At 43.9% G+C, this 18,696-nt stretch carries 18 protein-coding genes; 13 read left to right on the forward strand and 5 right to left on the reverse strand.

Annotated elements, in window-relative coordinates; all coding sequences use genetic code 11:
* Window positions 1-82 precede the first annotated feature (82 nt).
* The 3 genes from H8A87_RS11705 to H8A87_RS11715 form a co-directional block, all read right to left on the reverse strand.
* Complete coding sequence (locus H8A87_RS11705; protein ID WP_198690247.1) at window positions 83-289, reverse strand: hypothetical protein; 207 nt, start codon at window positions 287-289, stop codon at window positions 83-85.
* A gap of 25 nt (window positions 290-314) precedes the next feature.
* Window positions 315-1,277, reverse strand: a complete 963-nt coding sequence (locus tag H8A87_RS11710; RefSeq protein WP_198690143.1) for a hypothetical protein — start codon at window positions 1,275-1,277, stop codon at window positions 315-317.
* A gap of 214 nt (window positions 1,278-1,491) precedes the next feature.
* Window positions 1,492-2,388 carry a HEAT repeat domain-containing protein gene (locus H8A87_RS11715; protein ID WP_198690144.1) on the reverse strand — a complete coding sequence of 299 codons (897 nt, stop codon included), beginning with the start codon at window positions 2,386-2,388 and terminating at the stop codon, window positions 1,492-1,494.
* Between the two features lie 494 nt (window positions 2,389-2,882).
* Between H8A87_RS11715 and H8A87_RS11720 the strand changes: the two genes are divergently transcribed.
* Window positions 2,883-3,650, forward strand: a complete 768-nt coding sequence (locus tag H8A87_RS11720; protein ID WP_232370209.1) for an endonuclease/exonuclease/phosphatase family protein — start codon at window positions 2,883-2,885, stop codon at window positions 3,648-3,650.
* 84 nt (window positions 3,651-3,734) lie between these two features.
* On the opposite strand, the gene H8A87_RS11725 is transcribed toward H8A87_RS11720, so the two are convergent.
* Window positions 3,735-5,120, reverse strand: a complete 1,386-nt coding sequence (locus H8A87_RS11725; protein ID WP_198690146.1) for an amino acid permease — start codon at window positions 5,118-5,120, stop codon at window positions 3,735-3,737.
* Between the two features lie 168 nt (window positions 5,121-5,288).
* On the opposite strand from H8A87_RS11725, the gene queE reads away from it, so the two are divergent.
* Window positions 5,289-5,960 carry a 7-carboxy-7-deazaguanine synthase QueE gene (gene queE / locus H8A87_RS11730; RefSeq protein ID WP_198690147.1) on the forward strand — a complete coding sequence of 224 codons (672 nt, stop codon included), beginning with the start codon at window positions 5,289-5,291 and terminating at the stop codon, window positions 5,958-5,960.
* Between the two features lie 34 nt (window positions 5,961-5,994).
* Here queE and queD read toward each other — a convergent pair whose 3' ends face one another.
* Window positions 5,995-6,357, reverse strand: a complete 363-nt coding sequence (queD, locus tag H8A87_RS11735; RefSeq protein ID WP_198690148.1) for a 6-carboxytetrahydropterin synthase QueD — start codon at window positions 6,355-6,357, stop codon at window positions 5,995-5,997.
* Window positions 6,358-6,632: 275 nt separating this feature from the next.
* Here queD and cysJ point away from each other — a divergent pair, with 275 nt between their 5' ends.
* From cysJ to truD, 11 genes are all read left to right on the forward strand, one after another.
* A complete protein-coding gene (cysJ, locus tag H8A87_RS11740) occupies window positions 6,633-8,453 on the forward strand; it encodes an NADPH-dependent assimilatory sulfite reductase flavoprotein subunit (protein WP_198690149.1) in 1,821 nt (606 codons plus the stop codon).
* 1 nt (window position 8,454) lies between these two features.
* Window positions 8,455-10,194 carry an assimilatory sulfite reductase (NADPH) hemoprotein subunit gene (gene cysI, locus H8A87_RS11745; RefSeq protein ID WP_198690150.1) on the forward strand — a complete coding sequence of 580 codons (1,740 nt, stop codon included), beginning with the start codon at window positions 8,455-8,457 and terminating at the stop codon, window positions 10,192-10,194.
* Window positions 10,191-10,925 (forward strand): phosphoadenylyl-sulfate reductase, encoded by a 735-nt coding sequence (locus tag H8A87_RS11750; RefSeq protein WP_198690151.1) that lies wholly within the window; start codon window positions 10,191-10,193, stop codon window positions 10,923-10,925. The genes cysI and H8A87_RS11750 overlap by 4 nt, the downstream gene beginning before the upstream one ends.
* Window positions 10,926-11,175: 250 nt before the next feature.
* Window positions 11,176-12,630 carry a siroheme synthase CysG gene (gene cysG, locus H8A87_RS11755; protein WP_198690152.1) on the forward strand — a complete coding sequence of 485 codons (1,455 nt, stop codon included), beginning with the start codon at window positions 11,176-11,178 and terminating at the stop codon, window positions 12,628-12,630.
* A gap of 10 nt (window positions 12,631-12,640) precedes the next feature.
* Window positions 12,641-13,549, forward strand: coding sequence for a sulfate adenylyltransferase subunit CysD (gene cysD / locus H8A87_RS11760; RefSeq protein WP_198690153.1), 909 nt, complete (start codon window positions 12,641-12,643; stop codon window positions 13,547-13,549).
* Window positions 13,550-13,560: 11 nt separating this feature from the next.
* Window positions 13,561-15,003: a sulfate adenylyltransferase subunit CysN gene (gene cysN / locus H8A87_RS11765; RefSeq protein ID WP_198690154.1), complete on the forward strand. Its 1,443-nt coding sequence runs from the start codon at window positions 13,561-13,563 to the stop codon at window positions 15,001-15,003.
* Window positions 15,004-15,630, forward strand: a complete 627-nt coding sequence (gene cysC / locus H8A87_RS11770) for an adenylyl-sulfate kinase (RefSeq protein WP_198690155.1) — start codon at window positions 15,004-15,006, stop codon at window positions 15,628-15,630. It begins immediately after the preceding gene.
* A gap of 217 nt (window positions 15,631-15,847) precedes the next feature.
* Window positions 15,848-16,165 (forward strand): cell division protein FtsB, encoded by a 318-nt coding sequence (ftsB, locus tag H8A87_RS11775; RefSeq protein ID WP_198690156.1) that lies wholly within the window; start codon window positions 15,848-15,850, stop codon window positions 16,163-16,165.
* 61 nt (window positions 16,166-16,226) lie between these two features.
* The gene (gene ispD, locus H8A87_RS11780) at window positions 16,227-17,036 is read left to right on the forward strand and encodes a 2-C-methyl-D-erythritol 4-phosphate cytidylyltransferase (protein WP_198690157.1); all 810 of its coding nucleotides are present in this window, start codon (window positions 16,227-16,229) and stop codon (window positions 17,034-17,036) included.
* Window positions 17,033-17,506 (forward strand): 2-C-methyl-D-erythritol 2,4-cyclodiphosphate synthase, encoded by a 474-nt coding sequence (gene ispF / locus H8A87_RS11785; protein WP_198690158.1) that lies wholly within the window; start codon window positions 17,033-17,035, stop codon window positions 17,504-17,506. Before ispD ends, ispF begins: the two co-directional genes overlap by 4 nt.
* A 2-nt stretch (window positions 17,507-17,508) precedes the next feature.
* Window positions 17,509-18,558 carry a tRNA pseudouridine(13) synthase TruD gene (gene truD, locus H8A87_RS11790; RefSeq protein WP_198690159.1) on the forward strand — a complete coding sequence of 350 codons (1,050 nt, stop codon included), beginning with the start codon at window positions 17,509-17,511 and terminating at the stop codon, window positions 18,556-18,558.
* The last annotated feature ends 138 nt before the right edge of the window (window positions 18,559-18,696 follow it).

An 18,696-nucleotide genomic window follows, 5' to 3' on the forward strand; every position in this document is an offset into this window, starting at 1 on the left:
TCCGCACCGCCACCGTATTTAGAGAACCCCCTGAGAGAAATCTCAGGGGGTTTTTGTTATTTACAATAAATTTCTTTGATTGTTAATTGTTCTCAATTTCCTTTTCTGATAAACCTCGTGGGTAGATGCCGCCCCATTCTGGCCCTCCAGCCAATTCACGCCCAGCTTTGTTGCCGGAGAGAGTGTGAGGTACTGCACCAGCTAGGGAGATTTCGATACCGAAAGAAGCGAGAGAAATTTCTTCAATTACTTCTAACTTTTTGTTTTCAATTTGTTCAATGCGATTCATTTTATTTCCCCTGGGATTAATCGGTTTATAAAAACTTCTCACTAATATTGGATAGGATAGTCTTGATTTTCTCTTCCACTCTAGTTCTGACATAACTACTTTTGTCATCTTTTACTAAATCGATGAGATCACTAATATCGTCCTTGTTATAGGAGCGTTCAGCAGCGTCTAACGCAGCCTCAAAGGCAATAGCGCGTATTTCATCTTTACTGTGATTACAGGCTACTTGTAAAACGAGCTGGTGACTTTTTTCGTTGCCTAATTTCAGTAATCCGTGGAATAGTGATTCTTGGGCATGGTAGCGTTCGTTCCTCCCTTTTTTTATATGTGCAATAATTTGTTGGTTTTCTGCCTGTTCTTCTTCATTATCTAAAATTAGTTTATGCTGGCGCACTTCTGTTTCTGGTTGTACTATCAAATTTAACGATACGCAAAAATCTTTTGGCGGGTGTTGGATATGTACGTCTTTATTTCGTCTATAAAACATGACCTTGCCCGGAGATAACATTTGATCACCGGAAAAATTCAATGTTACTGTCTCACCCGCTGTGCCATTTATATCATCGTAGTTGTAGTCATATAGGCGAGTTTTATAACCGCTACCAAAGAAATTAACAGTCCAGAAATCAAAATCGTGATCATGTGCTTCTCCATAAGGGAGCGGTACAAGATCGAATTGATTTCTCAACGGCAGCCAAGCGACCATCCTGATAGAAATTCGTTTACCTTTGTAAATAAAGAAAGTAGGTGCTTGTATATCATTTTCTTTCTGAAACTGTGTTGGATCACTAAGATCTGAACAAATAAAAGAGATGATTTCCTCTTTGTTGGCGGCATAAGAATATAACCATTCAGATACTTGATTAATTTCTTCTTCTATATAAAGCCCTTTATCTATGTGAGAGATGACATCTGAACTTTTTAACAATGTAAGAAATTCTTTGAGATCCAACACACTTTTGACTGTTGGGGTACTATCTATCGTCATGTTCAGTTTCTCCTGAAATAGATGTGATCCCAGCAATGATATTTTGCACGTAGGTGCTTGTCTCATCGCATATTATTTCGTATTTGGTGGAACTGGGGCTATTTCCCTTCAGCAAGAAGAGCAAACCAGAGCGCGAATTTGATCTGTCTTATTCTCATTGATTCATGTGAGATTTTCGGCGACTGTTTTTGATTTTGATCTCCGTTAAACCTACCTAACAATTTTTTGCTATTGTCATTTCTAAACTATGTATAGCAGCTTGTCGGAGCATTGGATCTTGGTCATTCTCCGCCAGTATTTTAAGAATTTTTAGACAATTGGAGGGGGCTATTTTAGAAAGGCTCTGCACAGCTTCCCAGCGTACAAAATTTGCATAATCAGATATTGCTAAATTTTCAATGCATTGAATAGCTTGAGATGCCTTCATTTCTCCCAATAACCTGACATACAATTGAAGTCTGGATACTTGTAAATCTATACAGATACTTTCTATTGGCTCTAATGTCTTTTTGTCATAAACCCATGTAATCCATTCTTTCGTCTCAGAATGTATAATTAATACAAAATTATTGGGAGAAGACTCAAAATCAAAATCTAAGATATATTTATAATATTCAAAGTAATAAACTTCATTTGGTTTAAAAATATAGTCATTAACTCTTTTTATTGGTTTTGGTTTTTGGAATATATTCTGTTGTAAATCAAATTGGTAGCAAGGGATTATTATTTCAGTATTTGTCGGATTAATGACAAAAATATCAGATTCATTTGTACAAAGTGTATTGCACCTCCCATTACCAATAAGTCTAATTAATAAATTAAAGTTAGTTTGTCGATGAAGATACATATGATCTTCAGATACTCCTTTATAATTTGAAGTAATTTCTCTTTTTTCCAGAATATCATTTAATATTTCTATAATATCTTCCTGTTTTAGTGATGATAGTATAGGTGCTATATTTAAAAAATCTGGATTATTTCCACTCATCACCTTATCGACAGCTTCTTGTAATTCCACGAATCCTTTAATTAAAGGCAACATTGATGTAGATTGGGAGTTATATGTACCAATATTATTTAGTTCGCTTTTATTGAAAATATTTTTTGGCATATTCAGCCTCTCATTTTATTTTCATTCTTGAGTTTCGATAAGTACCGAAATTTTTAAGGTAATGGAGCGAAAAATTCAGAAAACTGTTTTATAATAAATAAAATTAATTGATGCAGCAATTAAGGAAATATCTGATGGAGATAACGATATATTAGTTAGTTTTTATTATTTTACAGGTGTCAATGAAATTGTATTTTTATGTTATTATTTAGTCAAGCGAAATTATATTATTGAATGCATAATTGCATATTTATTAGATCTTAATATTGAATCTTTTATAAATTATAATAATAACGCATATCATTAATATATTATCTTACCGCTGCGTGGGTTTTTGTGCACAGGAGATTGAAATCAATAATGGGTATGTCATATTAGGTAGCATCGAATGGAGGGGGCGTATGGCGGAGGTAAGCTTGGCAATAAAAAGCTATGCGAGAAGGCTGTATGAACGAAAACTTGTAAATCCGAGGCGCGCGAAAAAAAACTATGCCATGCGATATGTCGCTGGGCAGCCTGTAGAACGAGTTTTTCCAACTTCGAAGCAATTACTTGAGGAAGCATCATTGCCAGATGGAGAACCACTTCTTGCCAGCAATAGTGAGCTTTCTGTCGCCATCTGGAATATTTACAAACAGCAGCGCCCATCATGGCAAAACGTTTTAGCCTCTTTAATTGAGGAGAGCGATCTTATCTTATTGCAAGAAGCGCAAACAACCCCTGATTTATTGAAATTCATTACAACCAGTGGCTTGGTCGCGGATCAGGTTCCTGCATTTTCCATACCTCAGCATCCATCAGGTGTGATGACATTGGCATCGTCTTCACCTATTTACTGTTGCCCACTTCGTGAGAAAGAACCGATACTCAGGCTATCTAAATCGTCATTAATCACGATTTATCCATTGCCAGATGAACGTCAGTTGATGGTGATAAATGTGCACGCCATTAACTTCAGCCTTGGTGTTGATGTTTATAGCCGACAATTAAATAACATTGGTATCCATATAGGCTTGCATCATGGTCCTGTGATTTTTGCCGGGGATTTTAATGCATGGAGTCGCCAGAGATTAAAAGTATTAGAACGTTTTGCGCATCGTATGCAACTAAAAGAAGTGTATTTTAATGACGATCATAGAACGATTGTTTTTGGCAAACCGCTGGATTTTGTTTTTTACCGTGAACTAAGCGTTTTAAGTGCAACTGTTTTAACGACAGGGGCCTCTGACCACAACCCGTTGATTGTGAACTTCTCTTTATAACGGATGGGGGAGGATGAATTGTTGACTTTTAGAGACGGAAACAAAAAGGCGCCGGTATTCTCTGACCCGACGCCTTTTTGTGCATTATTGATTAGAGGGGCGTGTTGTCGATAATTTCTTCTTCACACCGAAAAAATAGGCCAAAGTGAGAGCGATCACCCAGCCTATTCCAACATATAGAGCATCTCTTGTTTGCTCAAAACAGCCTAGTAACACAATGACACTGGCCATGAAGACGATCGTAATGGCTGGAGCGATTGGCCACATTGGAATTGGAAATTTCAGTGTCTTAATTTCTTCCGGACTCATTTGGCGGCGCATGGCAACATGGGAAATCAAGATCATCAGCCATACCCAGACGGTTGCAAATGTGGCGACAGAGGCGATCAGAATAAAAATTTCTGTAGGAATCAGGTAATTCAGAACTACACCAAGTAAAAGAACTGCTGTCATGACGAGGACAGTCATCCACGGTACACCATTGCGGGTCAGTTTTTTGAATGACTCGGGAGCTTGCCTTTCCTGAGCCAGACCATACATCATTCTTCCAGCACCAAAAATATCGCTGTTGATCGCGGAAATGGCGGCGGTAATGACTACGACATTCAGAATATTTGCGGCTGAATTAATTCCCAGATTGGAAAAAATCTGTACAAATGGGCTTCCATCCTGACCAATCTGATTCCATGGATAGATACTCATTAGGATACACAGGGTCAGGACATAGAAAATCAAGATACGAAATGGGACGGCATTAATTGCTTTAGGGATAGTTTTTTCTGGATCTTTCGCTTCGCTGGCGGTGATACCAATCACTTCTATACCACCAAAAGCGAACATAACAATAGCGAGTGAGGCTATCACTCCACTGATGCCATTTGGCATAAAACCGCCATGTTCCCATAAATTGGACAGGCCGGTAGCATGCTCAGTTGCTTGCCCGAAACCGTAAAACATAATGGCAAGCCCGCCGACAATCATGGCAATGATAGCGGTGACTTTGATGATTGAAAGCCAGAACTCCATTTCACCGAATATCTTTACATGGCAAAGGTTTAGGGAACCAATAAAGCATACAATACCCAGAACCCAAATCCACTGATCGACATGTGGGAACCAAAGTTTCATATACATGCCGAATGCCGTAATATCAGCCAAGCAAACAAACAGCATTTCAAGAACATAGATCCAACCGGTCAGGAAACCGGCCAAAGGCCCCAGATAGTGGCTGGCATATTGTGAAAAAGAACCGGAAACGGGATGGTGAACGGCCATTTCGCCAAGTGCTCTCATCACGATAAATACGGCAGCACCGCCGATTAAATAGGCCAGCAATACAGCGGGGCCAGCTTGCTGAATCGCTGCTGCTGATCCATAAAACAGCCCCGTGCCTATTGCAGAGCCTAAAGCCATAAAGCGGATGTGCCGCACGCTTAGGCCCTGTTTAAGCTGATTTTCATTATTTTGCATTCGTTATTCCCATCTATCCTTTCATGCCAGAGAGTATTTTAGGCATACGATGCTCTGTCTGACGTGAGATGCCAGCAAAAGCAACCTCGTACCATATCATAAAGAAGGATGTTCGCGGGATAGATATCTGTAATAATAACGGTAGTTTCGTAAAACCAGAGTTTTTTTATGATTTACCCAATAAATGAAATCTTCCAAACTTTACAGGGAGAGGGAGTGTTTACCGGAGTTCCTTCGGTTTTCATTCGCTTGCAGGGATGTCCGGTAGGGTGTAGTTGGTGTGATACCAAACATACGTGGGACAAAGAGGCTGATAAACAGCAGCCGATGGAAAACATCTTACTGAAATCGCAAGACAGCGATATATGGGGAGTCGCCACAGCGAGGCAACTGCTTAACATATTTATCCGTCAAGGCTACAGCGCGCGTCATATTGTGATTACAGGCGGCGAACCGTGCTTATATGATTTGCGTCCTTTGACCGAAACACTGGAAAGTGAAGGTTATCAATGTCAGATAGAGACGAGTGGCACACATGCAATTCAGTGCTCTGACAAAACATGGGTGACGGTTTCGCCGAAGGTGAAAATGCGTGGTGGATATCAGGTTTTACCTGAGGCCATGAAACGGGCAGATGAAATCAAACATCCTGTTGGACGGGAGCGCGATATTGAAGCATTGGATGAATTGCTGACGATGCTTGATGGAAGTCCTGTCCCGGTTATTGCCTTACAGCCTATCAGTCAGAAAGAAGAAGCTACCCGCCTGTGCATCGAAACTTGCATTGCCCGTAACTGGCGTTTTTCGATGCAGACTCATAAATACTTAAATATCGCCTAAAGTTCATTCAGCACCAGAGCCTGGTGCTGAATCCTTATTCGCCACGATAGATGCAACCTGCGCTACAGGTCTCTTTGACTATAACGGCACTGAGTTGGGACAATGTTGGTTTTAACTGTTCCCAGATCCACTTGGCCAAGACTTCGCTGGTTGGATTTTCAAGCCCAGGAATTTCATTGAGATAGTAGTGATCGAGCCGCTCCCAGATTGGTTTAAAGGCAGCTTTTACATCGGCAAAGTCCATGATCCAGCCGCTGAGGGGATCGACTTCTCCGGTGATTTCCAGACGTACCATAAATGAATGCCCATGCAGACGCCCACATTTATGTCCTTCAGGAACATGTGGCAGGTGATGCGCTGCTTCAAATTGAAAATCTTTAAAGATAGTTGTACTCATGATGCTTTTCCCTGATTTCAAAAGGCCGGCTATTCTACCTGAACTTTGCAAGCTTAACGTGATTTTTCTGGAGGTATAAAGCGCAACGCTTAACGACTTTATCGATATATTAAATCTGTAAATAAAGTTAGGCGTTTTGGTTATGAGATATTTCGATCCTTTCTTTAAATACTCATCCTATTCTGGGATAACCTGACAATTCATCCATGCTTACTGATTACTGCATCATTAATTTTTACAGTATGGATACTGGCTATGGCAAAGGGCACTGGACAATGACCGCAAAACCACCTTCAACCGCATTACTACCTGTTTCTTTAGAACAATTATCACGCCTGCAATCAGCAATCAGTGATTTTTCTCCACATCAATTAGCTTGGTTATCTGGCTATTTTTGGGGAATGGTGAATCACCAGCCACAAACCGAAATAAAAACATCTGCCGTTCCCGCACAGGAAACAGTGACCTTGCTTTCTGCATCGCAAACAGGCAATGCTCGTCGTTTAGCTGAACAGCTTAGAGATTCATTACTAGCTGCAAATCTCAATGTGAACTTGATTAACACGGGTGATTATAAGTTTAAGCAAATTTCCCAGGAACGGGTATTGATTATTATTGCTTCAACACAAGGTGAAGGTGAACCCGCCGAAGAAGCGGTAGCACTCTATAAATACCTCTATTCCAAAAAAGCGCCATCAATGAAAGAGACAGTTTATGCTGTATTTGGTCTGGGGGACACTTCGTATGAAAATTTCTGTCAGGTAGGAAAAGATTTTGACAGCCGCCTGAATGAACTTGGCGCCCAGTGCTTACTGGATCGTGTTGATGCTGATGTGGAATATCAGGAACAAGCCGATGAATGGCGCCAGAAAATTACGGATATTTTGAAACAACGTCTGTCAGTACAGACAAAATCCTCTGTTTCCGCTCATTCCGTTTCAACACATTTCATTCCAACCACGCCAGTGGATTCAGTGAATGAGATATATACCAAGGAAACGCCTCTGACTGCATCTCTGTTGACCAATCAGAAAATTACGGGATGTGGCTCTGACAAAGATGTTCGCCATATTGAAATTGATCTAGGGGATTCTGGGCTGCGTTATCAGCCGGGGGATGCCCTTGGCGTTTGGTTTGAAAACGATCCTGCTTTAGTGGATGAATTAATTGCACTGCTTTGGTTGGAAGGTTCAGAACAGGTCAATGTGCATGGTAAATCGCGTCCACTGCGTGAGGCACTGATCAGTCATGTAGAGCTGACCCAAAATACTGGGGTGATTGTTGAGAAATATGCAGCATTGGCGAAAGATGAAAAACTGTGGGTGTTAGTAGCGGATAAACAGGCATTGCAGCAATACGCTCAGGCAACGCCCATTGTGGACATGATTCGAGAAGTTGCTTCCCATCCAGAAGCCCAACAATTTATTGATTTGTTGCGTCCATTGGCTCCTAGGCTCTATTCCATCTCCTCCTCACAGTCTGAAGTTGAAAGCGAGGTTCACATTACCGTGGGGGTGGTTCGTTACGACATTGAAGGGCGAGCCCGTACTGGCGGAGCATCAGGTTATTTGGCTGATCGATTGAAGGAAGACGACAACATCCGAGTTTTCATCGAACAGAATAACAATTTTCGCTTACCCGCTAATCCCAGTACTCCAGTCATTATGATTGGGCCGGGGACTGGCATTGCCCCGTTCAGGGCGTTTCTACAACAGCGTGATAGTCAGGGAGCTGAAGGTAAAAACTGGCTGTTTTTTGGTAATCCACATTTTGTCGAAGACTTTCTTTATCAGGTTGAATTCCAGCGTTATGTGAAAGATGGTTTGTTGACCCACATTGATCTGGCATGGTCAAGGGATCAGCAACATAAAGTGTATGTACAAGACAAACTGCATGAGAAGGGAGAGAAAATCTGGCGCTGGATTCAGGATGGCGCGCATCTGTATGTTTGTGGCGATGCAAATCGTATGGCAAAAGACGTAGAGCAAGCCCTGTTGGACATCATTTCACAATATGGTGGCATGGATGCTGAACAGGCTGATGAATTCTTGAGTGAATTGCGCCTTGAGCGCCGTTATCAGAGAGATGTTTACTAACATGAGCAATGTGAGCAATGAAAAACAAGATCCTTTGATCGTTGAAGGTAAACTTGCAGATAGTGAACGCATGAAGTTAGACAGCAATTATCTGCGAGGAACGATCAGTGAAGATTTAAAAAATGGGCTGACAGGTGGATTTGAGGGGGATAATTTTCTCCTCATCCGCTTTCACGGTATGTATCAGCAAGATGATCGTGATATTCGGGCTGAACGAGCAGAACAAAAACTCGAACCGCGCCATGCCATGATGCTGCGTTGTCGCTTGCCGGGTGGCATAATTACCCCGAGCCAGTGGTTGGGTATTGATCGGTTTGCAACAGAAGATACATTGTACGGCAGTATTCGGCTGACCAACCGGCAGACGTTCCAATTTCATGGCATTTTAAAAAATAACCTCAAACCTGCGCATCAACTGCTGGCAAAAATGGGGCTAGATTCACTGGCTACAGCCAATGACGTCAATCGTAATGTACTGTGTACATCCAATCCGGTGCAATCTGCCTTACACCAACAGGCTTATGAATGGGCGAAAAAGATATCGGAACATCTGCTGCCTCGCACCAACGCATATGCTGAAATCTGGTTGGATAAAGAAAAAATCGCCACAACCGATGAAGAGCCTATTCTTGGCACAACTTATCTGCCGCGTAAATTCAAAACATCGGTAGTGATCCCACCGCAAAATGACGTGGATTTGCATGCCAATGACCTGAATTTTATCGCTATAGCAGAAAATGACCAATTAATCGGCTTTAACGTGTTGGTCGGTGGTGGATTAGCCATGACCCACGGCGACAAAAAAACCTTTCCACGACTGGCGAGTGAATTTGGCTTTATTGCCTTGGAACACACGCTGACAATTGCGGAGGCGGTGGTAACAACCCAACGTGATTGGGGTAACCGGACCGATCGCAAAAACGCGAAAACCAAATATACCCTCGAACGAGTGGGCGTCGAAACCTTCAAACAGGAAGTTGAAAAGCGCGCAGGTGTGAAATTTGAAGCAGTCCGTCCGTATGAATTTACTGGTCGTGGCGATCAAATTGGCTGGTTAAAAGGCATTGATGATCAATGGCATCTAACTCTATTTATTGAAAATGGTCGTTTGCTGGATTATCCCGATAAACCGTTAAAAACGGGGATTGCTGAAATCGCGAAAATCCACAAAGGCGATTTTCGCCTGACTGCTAATCAAAACCTGATTGTGGCGGGGATATCTGAAAGCAAAAAAGCGCGGATTGAGGAAATAGCCCGTGTTCATGGCTTAATTGATGATAATGTGACGACCTTGCGCCATCATTCTATGGCCTGCGTTTCGTTTCCTACCTGTCCATTGGCAATGGCTGAAGCAGAGCGTTTCCTGCCGACCTTTGTCGACTATGTTGATGCATTAATGGAAAAGCATGGTGTGGGTGATAAAGAGATTATATTGCGTGTCACTGGCTGCCCCAATGGGTGTGGCAGGGCTATGCTGGCAGAAATTGGGCTAGTGGGTAAAGCGAATGATCGTTATAACCTGCACCTTGGTGGAAACCGCATTGGCAGCCGTATTCCCCGCATGTACAGGGAAAACATCACATCAGCAGAGATCCTTGAGATACTGGATAAATTAATTGGCCGTTGGTCATTAGAGCGCTATGCCGATGAATGTTTTGGCGACTTCTTGATCCGCATCGAAATCATCAAGCCTGTATTGAATTCAGCCATCGATTTTTACGACTGGCAGGAGGCCGTATGAGCCGACTGAATTTATTGGAGCTAGCGGTATTGGCACCAGAGCAGCAAACCACAGCACTAGCTGAAATCAATCAACAACTGGAGTTGTTGGATGCCCGAGAGCGCGTTAATTGGGCATTGGAACACTTATCTGGCGAATTTGTACTTTCCTCTAGCTTTGGCATTCAGGCGGCGGTTTGCTTGCATCTTGTGACACGGGAGTATCCTGATATTCCCGTGCTCCTTACCGATACGGGATACTTATTTCCTGAAACTTATCAATTTATCGATAAACTGACCGAAAAATTCAATCTGAACTTGAAGATTTTTCGTGCAGAGCACTCCTCAGTTTGGCAAGAAGCGCGTTATGGCAAATTATGGGAGCAGGGAATAGAGGGAATTGAGCGTTATAATCAGATCAATAAAGTTGAGCCGATGGGCCGTGCATTGAAAGTGCTTCAAGCACAAAGTTGGTTTGCGGGATTGCGCCGGCAACAATCAGAAAGCCGCTCTAACTTGCCTGTTCTGGCAATTCAACGGGGTGTTTTCAAAATCTTGCCAATTATTGATTGGGATAATCGGCGCGTACATCAATATCTGACACAGCATGGCCTTGAATATCATCCGCTGTGGGAACAAGGCTACCTTTCTGTAGGGGATACCCATACCACTCAAAAATGGGAACTGGGCATGAGTGAAGAACAAACTCGCTTTTTTGGCTTGAAACGTGAGTGTGGTTTGCACGAAAGTTAAATTAATATTGTGTCTTATAATGAGGTTATTAAACGGCGGCTCTTGCAAAAGAGGAAGAGGTGCTGCCTCTGTTCATATTGAATATTTTGCTTGGTCTATTTTGTAACTTACTAAAAAGTTAGCTTATGCGATTCAGGAACAAATAATTACTTTTTGTCATTTCATAACCTGATCACAGCCTCATATATTTATTGTCTAGTAATCATAATAATTAAGAGCAATTGGCTCTAACACTGGATGATCTGTCATCGTGGACTATTTACCCTTATTTGTTGAGCTAAAATCCCGATCTGTACTGCTGGTGGGAGGCGGAGAAATCGCCTCCCGCAAGGCGACCTTATTGCTGCGTACTGGTGCAGCGTTAACGATTGTTTCGCCTGAATTGCATGTTGAACTGCAACAACGTCATCAAAAAGGGGAGTTTGAGTGGTTACAGGGAACGTTTAAAACAGAATATCTTGATGGCGTATTTTTGGTGATCGCAGCAACTGACGATCACAACCTAAATCAGCATATTTTTGCGGAAGCCAATAACCGCGCTATTTTAGTCAATGTGGTCGATAATCAACCACTTTGTTCTGCGGTTTTTCCATCAATCATTGATCGCTCTCCGATTATGGTAGCGATCTCCTCTGCCGGAAAATCTCCAGTATTGGCAAAATTATTGCGAGAAAAGCTGGAATCCCTGTTGCCATTTCATCTCGGTTCAATGGCAGAAATTGCGGGCCGCTGGCGTGAACGTGTGAAACAGCGCTTTGCCTCCATGCGCCAACGTCGCCACTTTTGGGAAAAGGCATTTAATGGGCGTTTTGCCACACTGATTGCCAATGGGCAATTACAGCAAGCAGAAGAGCAACTCGAACAGCAATTGACTCAGACCGATTCTCATCCCCAAGGGGAATTGGTACTGGTAGGCGCAGGGCCAGGTGATCCGGGGTTACTAACGTTGAAAGGTTTGCAGGTGATCCAGCAGGCTGATGTTGTGCTCTATGACCATCTGGTCAGTGCAGAGCTCCTGGAATTAGTCCGCCGTGATGCAGACAAAATCTGCGTAGGTAAAAGAGCGGGAAATCACTCCGTTGCACAAGAAGAAACCAATGCGCTCATCATCAAACTGGCTAAGCAGGGGAAGAAAGTGGTTCGCCTGAAAGGTGGTGACCCGTTCATTTTTGGTCGTGGTGGTGAAGAATTACAAATTGCGGCAGCAGCAGGTATTCCCTTTCAAGTTGTGCCCGGTATTACGGCTGCGGTGGGAGCTTCGGCTTATGCGGGTATCCCATTGACTCACAGAGAACATTCACAAAGCGTCACCTTTATTACAGGACATTGCCGTGAAAATGGTAATGAATTGGATTGGCCTGCGCTAGCGCGGGGCAACCAAACACTGGCAATTTACATGGGTATCATGAAAGCTGCCTTGATCAGCCAGAAACTGATTTCACATGGGAGGGATGCCAATACTCCCGTTGCCGTGATTGGTTGTGGCACTCGTCCAGAACAGCAAGTGCTGACCGGAACCCTGTCCGAATTGGAACGGTTGGCACAGGAAGCTCCAGCGCCTGCCTTGCTCGTAGTGGGAGAGGTGGCTCAACTCCACCACCAGATAGCATGGTTTGGGCAGCAGTCAGTCGATCAAGAACAAGCGATTGATCAAAAACAGACTGTTGCTCAAGTAAATCACCCTGCTGTTATTGATTTCGTATAAGGAGCGGTCAATGGACGAAAAAATACTGACACACTTACAGCAACTTGAAGCTGAAAGCATCCATATCATTCGGGAAGTGGCGGCTGAATTTGCCAATCCTGTGATGCTATATTCGATTGGTAAAGATTCCTCGGTGATGCTGCACCTCGCCCGCAAGGCATTTTATCCGGGAAAATTACCTTTTCCTTTATTGCACGTGGATACAGGCTGGAAGTTTCGGGATATGTATGACTTCCGTGATCGTACTGCGGAAAAATATGGTTTTGAATTACTGGTTTATCGCAATCCACAAGGAGAAGAGCTGGAAATTAACCCCTTTATTCATGGCAGTGCAAAACATACTGACATCATGAAAACGGAAGGGTTGAAACAGGCTCTGGATAAATATGGCTTTGATGCGGCATTTGGTGGCGCGCGGCGTGATGAAGAAAAATCGCGGGCTAAAGAACGCATCTACTCATTCCGTGATCGCTCCCACCGTTGGGATCCTAAAAACCAGCGCCCAGAGCTTTGGCACAACTATAACGGCCAGATTAACAAAGGGGAAAGCATTCGAGTCTTTCCGTTATCCAACTGGACTGAACTGGATATCTGGCAATACATCTATCTGGAACAGATAGACATCGTTCCCCTTTATTTCGCTAAACCTCGACCTGTTGTTCAGCGTGAGGGGGCGTTGATTATGGTTGATGATAATCGCATCGGCCTGAAAGCCGGAGAAGTGATTAGCCAGCGAAAAGTTCGCTTTAGAACACTGGGTTGCTGGCCACTGACAGGCGCTGTGGAATCGGAGGCAGAAACGCTGCCGGAAATCATAGAAGAAATGTTGATATCGACCACCAGTGAACGGCAAGGACGGTTGATCGACAGTGATCAGTCCGGTTCTATGGAGCTGAAAAAGCGTCAGGGTTATTTTTAAGGAGTCCAGATATGCCAGCACTTGCACACAATGAAACCATCGCCAGCCAGATCAAACAGCAAGGCGGCGTTGAGGCCTATCTGCGGGCACAGCAGGAAAAGGGACTACTACGTTTTCTAACTTGCGGCAGCGTAGATGATGGCAAAAGCACACTAATTGGCCGTTTACTGCATGACACCCGCCAGATTTATGAGGATCAACTTGCGATATTACAAAGCGACAGCAAGCGGATAGGGACTCAAGGCGAAAAACTGGATCTGGCGTTATTGGTCGATGGATTAGCCGCTGAACGGGAACAAGGCATCACCATTGACGTGGCATACCGTTATTTTTCTACGGAAAAGCGCAAATTTATCATTGCAGATACACCGGGACATGAACAATATACCCGCAATATGGCTACAGGTGCTTCAACCTGCGATCTCTCCATTTTGTTGATTGATGCGCGAAAAGGTGTTCAAGAACAAACGCGTCGGCACAGTTTTATCAGTACATTACTGGGTATTCGCCATCTGGTGGTGGCTGTGAATAAAATGGATTTGCTCGAATATCGACAAGATATATTTGAACAGATCAAACAGGATTACTTGGATTTCGCAGCGCAATTACCTGCTGACTTGAGCATCTATTTCGTTCCAATCTCGGCATTGGAGGGGGATAACATCGTCACCCGTAGCGAAAAAATGGCATGGTATACGGGGGAAACCTTACTGGATCTCCTTGAAACCGTGGACGTACAAACAAAATCGACGGAACAGCCCTTACGTTTTCCGGTGCAGTATGTGAATCGTCCTGATCTTGATTTTCGCGGATACAGCGGCACATTGTCGTCGGGGATTTTACGGCAAGGCCAGCAAATTAAAGTCATGCCATCAGGTGCTGTTTCTACAGTGGAAAAAATAGTCACTTTTAACGGTGATCTGCTATTTGCTGTGCCAGGAGAAGCCATCACTATTGTATTAAAAGATGAAATTGATATTAGTCGTGGCGATTTACTGATTGCTTTTGAAGATCAAATGGTTGTAGCTCGCCATGCTCTGGTAGATGTCGTATGGATGTCAGAACAGCCGCTGATTCAGGGGCAAAGTTTGGATATCAAAGTGGCGGGCAAAAAAAGCCGTGGCAAAGTTGATAATGTCCAATATCAGGTGGATATTACCCACTTGACGCAAAAAGTTGCGGTTGAACTGCCGCTGAATGCGATTGGGCTGGTGGAGTTCTCATTTGATGAACCGTTACTGCTCGACAGCTACGCGCAAAATGCGGATACCGGTGGCATTATCCTGATTGATCGTCTGACCAACGTCACTGTAGGAGTGGGGTTAGTCCGTGAAATTCAAACTGATGCTTACGAGGAGCCCAAGGAATACAGTGAGTTTGAACTGGAATTCAACCGATTAGTCCGCCGCCATTTCCCTCATTGGGGAGCACGTGACCTACTGGGGGGAAAATAAGTGTCTCAAGATAAGGTATCTGCTTCTCCGAATATCGTCTGGCATTCACATGCATTGGATAGGAAACAGCGGGAAATTATGAATGGACATCCTGCATTAGTGATTTGGTTCACGGGATTATCGGGTTCAGGAAAATCCACTCTTGCGGGAGCTCTGGAACAGGCGTTGTTTTCGCAAGGCATCAAAACTTACTTACTGGATGGCGATAATTTGCGTCACGGTCTGTGCAATGATTTGGGATTTTCTGAAACCGATCGGCGGGAGAATATCCGGCGAGTAGGAGAAGTCTCAAAATTGATGGTTGATGCAGGGCTAGTGGTACTGACGGCATTTATTTCCCCCAATAAAACAGAACGGCAAAAAATACGAGAGTTAATGGAAGAGGGGCAATTCATTGAAGTGCATGTCGATACGCCACTGAAGGTATGTGAAGCCCGCGATCCCAAAGGATTATATAAAAAAGCGAGAGCGGGAGAATTACTTAATTTCACAGGAATTGATGCTGCCTATGAAGCACCAGAACAGCCCGATGTTTATTTGGATGGATTACAACCCGTGGAATCTTCGATTGAAAAATTGCTTTTTATACTGAAAAACTACGGTATCCTGCCTGCTTATACCCAATAGATTTCAAGTTACAGGGTTTCATTACCATTTCAAATAAACCGCCATAAACACATTATTATTGAGAGTAGAATAATGTGTTTCTACACTCATTTAATTCAGTGTGTTTCCATTACTTCTTATAGTTATGTTTTGCGGGCAGTTTTGTGAGTAGTTTTGTGATAGTGAGTGGCGTCATACTTTCAGTTGTGGGATGATTAGCGGGTTTTCAGGGGGGGAGATGGGCAAACTAACGCTACTATTACTGGTTCTACTTGGCTGGTTACAGTATTCGCTGTGGCTCGGCAAAAATGGCATTCACGATTATGTGCGGGTTAAGGCTGAGGTCGATAAGCAAGGGATCGATAACCTCAAACTTAAAGCACGTAATGACCAGCTATTTGCTGAAATCAAAGATCTGAAAGGAGGTCAGGAGGCGATTGAAGAACGTGCTCGTGATGAATTGGGCATGATTAGGCCGGGGGAATCCTTTTACCGTATGGTGCCAGATACCTCGAAAAAAAATGCGCAACAATCTTTAAATCAGAACGATCCTTAAATCAGAATAAACCTTGAACCAAAACAATCCTTGAATTAGAACCGTAACTATAATAATCGAAATGAATAATTCAATGCTTCACTCTCCTGCTGATAGTTCTCTTTTTGATAATGCTCTTACCGAAATAGTCGCATTAATCCCTGCTGCGGGTATCGGTAGTCGGATGAAATCTGAGTGCCCAAAACAGTATCTCAACGTTGCCGGAAAAACCATCCTTGAACATACCTTGGCATCATTGCTTGAACATCCCTGTATACAGCGCGTCATTGTTGCTTTGAATCCTGCTGATACACAATTTGAGCAACTGGCTATCGCGTTAGATCCAAGAGTAACCACAGTTATTGGTGGCGAGGAAAGAGCTGATTCTGTGCTGGCTGGGCTGGATTATTTGGCTAGCTTGCCGACAGACAGGGCCATCTGGGTCTTGGTGCATGACGCAGCCCGCCCTTTCCTTCATAGGGATGACCTTGATAGCCTGCTACGGCTTATTGATCAAAGTGCAGCGTTTCCTGACGTGTGCGGTGGGCTTCTAGCATCTCCCGTCAGGGATACTATGAAACGTATGGTATCGCTGTCAGTGGAAGAGTCATCCACGATTAACCATACCGTCATTGCCCATACCGTTGATCGCAACGGACTTTGGCATGCCCTGACCCCACAGTTATTCCCTTTGCAGCTACTGCGTGATTGCCTGATCAAATCACTTGCAGAACGAGCTTGCATCACCGACGAATCTTCGGCACTGGAATATTGTGGCTATCGCCCCGTTCTGGTCAATGGGCGGGCGGACAATATTAAAGTCACCCAACCTGAAGATCTGGCATTGGCTGAGTTTTACCTATCCCGAAAATCTAAGGAATCTATCGTATGAGAATTGGACACGGTTTTGATGTGCATAAATTTGGCGGAGAAGGGCCATTGGTCATTGGAGGTGTCCGCATTCCTTATGAGCAAGGATTAATAGCCCATTCAGATGGTGATGTTGCTTTGCATGCCGCCACTGATGCTCTGTTGGGCGCGGCGGCACTGGGTGATATTGGTAAATTGTTTCCTGATACCGATCCTGCTTTTAAAGGTGCGGACAGTCGTGAACTGCTGAAAGAAGCCTATCGTCGTATCCGTGCAAAGGGCTATCGGATTGGTAATCTGGATATCACCATCATTGCACAGGCACCGAAAATGCTGCCCCATATCCCCCAGATGCGGGTCAATCTTGCCGAAGATCTTAAATGCCATATGGATGATATTAACGTTAAAGCGACAACCACAGAAAAACTGGGATTTGTTGGCCGTAAAGAAGGTATTGCCTGCGAAGCTGTGGCTTTACTGATAAAGGAATAAGCATGATATTGAGTGAATTACACTGGCTTTATGGCCGACCGGAAGCGACTGGCGTTGTTAAAACCTCACCAGAAGACTTTATTGTTCGTGAAGATTTGGGGTTTTCTCCTGATGGAGAAGGTGAGCACTTAATGGTGCATATTCGCAAGACGGGATGTAACACCCAATTTGTGGCGGATCATCTTGCTCGTTTTGCCAAAATACCGGCTCGTTCCGTCAGTTATGCGGGATTAAAAGATCGCAACGCGGTCACGGAGCAATGGTTCTGCCTGCACCTGCCGGGGAAACAAGATCCGGATTTAACGGCATTTCAGCTTGAAGGCTGTGAAGTGCTGGCGACGGCCCGCCAGAAACGAAAACTACGGATTGGGGCATTGAAAGGTAATGATTTCACTCTGGTATTAAGAAAAATCTCTGACCGACAATCCGTGGAAAAACGCTTGCAGCAGATATCACAGACTGGCGTTCCGAATTACTTTGGTGAACAGCGTTTTGGGCGTGATGGACAAAATCTGGTGCAGGCACAGCGTTGGGCGGCGAATGAAATCCAAGTCAAAGAGCGCAACCGCCGCAGTTTTTACCTCTCTGCCTGCCGTAGCGCCATGTTTAATGCCATAGCTAGCATACGTATCGCACGGAGTGAGCATCAGCAAGTACAAAATGGTGATGCGTTACAGTTAACGGGGCGTGGTAGCTGGTTTGTTGCTGATGAGACTGAACTGGCGGTGTTGCAACAGCGGGTGATGGATGGGGAATTACAGATAACCGCTTCCTTGCCGGGTGATAAGGCATTGGGAACATTGCATCAAGCCTTGGATTTTGAACAGCAATGTTTGCTGGAATATGAATCACTTTGGGCATTAGTCAAACGCGAGCGCGTAGAGAGCGCCCGTCGGGCCATGTTGGTGAAACCGCTTAACCTGCGTTGGGAATGGCTGGATGAACAAACCGTCACCCTCTATTTCTCTCTGCCATCGGGTAGCTTTGCAACCAGCGTCGCCAGAGAACTTATCAATCAGGATCAAAATAACGCTGCGGATATAGCGGAATAGTTGCTTTAGTTAATCCTATAGCACTACCATAATGGTCGTAATGCCAAGGTACAAAAGAGATAGGCGAATCATGATGTCTGAAAGCATGACTTCATATCAATATATCTCTTTGTAAGATGGTCTTTTTCTGGGGGGGCT

Source organism: Xenorhabdus lircayensis (genome assembly GCF_016306625.1).
Classification (GTDB): domain Bacteria; phylum Pseudomonadota; class Gammaproteobacteria; order Enterobacterales; family Enterobacteriaceae; genus Xenorhabdus; species Xenorhabdus lircayensis.

Bases quoted from the DNA above. Each gene is read 5' to 3' on its own strand.
- ispD (WP_198690157.1), top strand. From the start codon at position 16,227: ATGAATAATTCAATGCTTCACTCTCCTGCTGATAGTTCTCTTTTTGAT.
- cysI (WP_198690150.1), top strand. From the start codon at position 8,455: ATGAGCAATGTGAGCAATGAAAAACAAGATCCTTTGATCGTTGAAGGT.
- H8A87_RS11705 (WP_198690247.1), bottom strand. From the start codon at position 289: ATGAATCGCATTGAACAAATTGAAAACAAAAAGTTAGAAGTAATTGAA.
- queE (WP_198690147.1), top strand. From the start codon at position 5,289: ATGATTTACCCAATAAATGAAATCTTCCAAACTTTACAGGGAGAGGGA.
- cysD (WP_198690153.1), top strand. From the start codon at position 12,641: ATGGACGAAAAAATACTGACACACTTACAGCAACTTGAAGCTGAAAGC.
- ftsB (WP_198690156.1), top strand. From the start codon at position 15,848: ATGGGCAAACTAACGCTACTATTACTGGTTCTACTTGGCTGGTTACAG.
- queD (WP_198690148.1), bottom strand. From the start codon at position 6,357: ATGAGTACAACTATCTTTAAAGATTTTCAATTTGAAGCAGCGCATCAC.
- cysN (WP_198690154.1), top strand. From the start codon at position 13,561: ATGCCAGCACTTGCACACAATGAAACCATCGCCAGCCAGATCAAACAG.
- H8A87_RS11715 (WP_198690144.1), bottom strand. From the start codon at position 2,388: ATGCCAAAAAATATTTTCAATAAAAGCGAACTAAATAATATTGGTACA.
- cysJ (WP_198690149.1), top strand. From the start codon at position 6,633: ATGACCGCAAAACCACCTTCAACCGCATTACTACCTGTTTCTTTAGAA.
- H8A87_RS11720 (WP_232370209.1), top strand. From the start codon at position 2,883: ATGCGATATGTCGCTGGGCAGCCTGTAGAACGAGTTTTTCCAACTTCG.
- truD (WP_198690159.1), top strand. From the start codon at position 17,509: ATGATATTGAGTGAATTACACTGGCTTTATGGCCGACCGGAAGCGACT.
- H8A87_RS11725 (WP_198690146.1), bottom strand. From the start codon at position 5,120: ATGCAAAATAATGAAAATCAGCTTAAACAGGGCCTAAGCGTGCGGCAC.
- ispF (WP_198690158.1), top strand. From the start codon at position 17,033: ATGAGAATTGGACACGGTTTTGATGTGCATAAATTTGGCGGAGAAGGG.
- H8A87_RS11750 (WP_198690151.1), top strand. From the start codon at position 10,191: ATGAGCCGACTGAATTTATTGGAGCTAGCGGTATTGGCACCAGAGCAG.
- H8A87_RS11710 (WP_198690143.1), bottom strand. From the start codon at position 1,277: ATGACGATAGATAGTACCCCAACAGTCAAAAGTGTGTTGGATCTCAAA.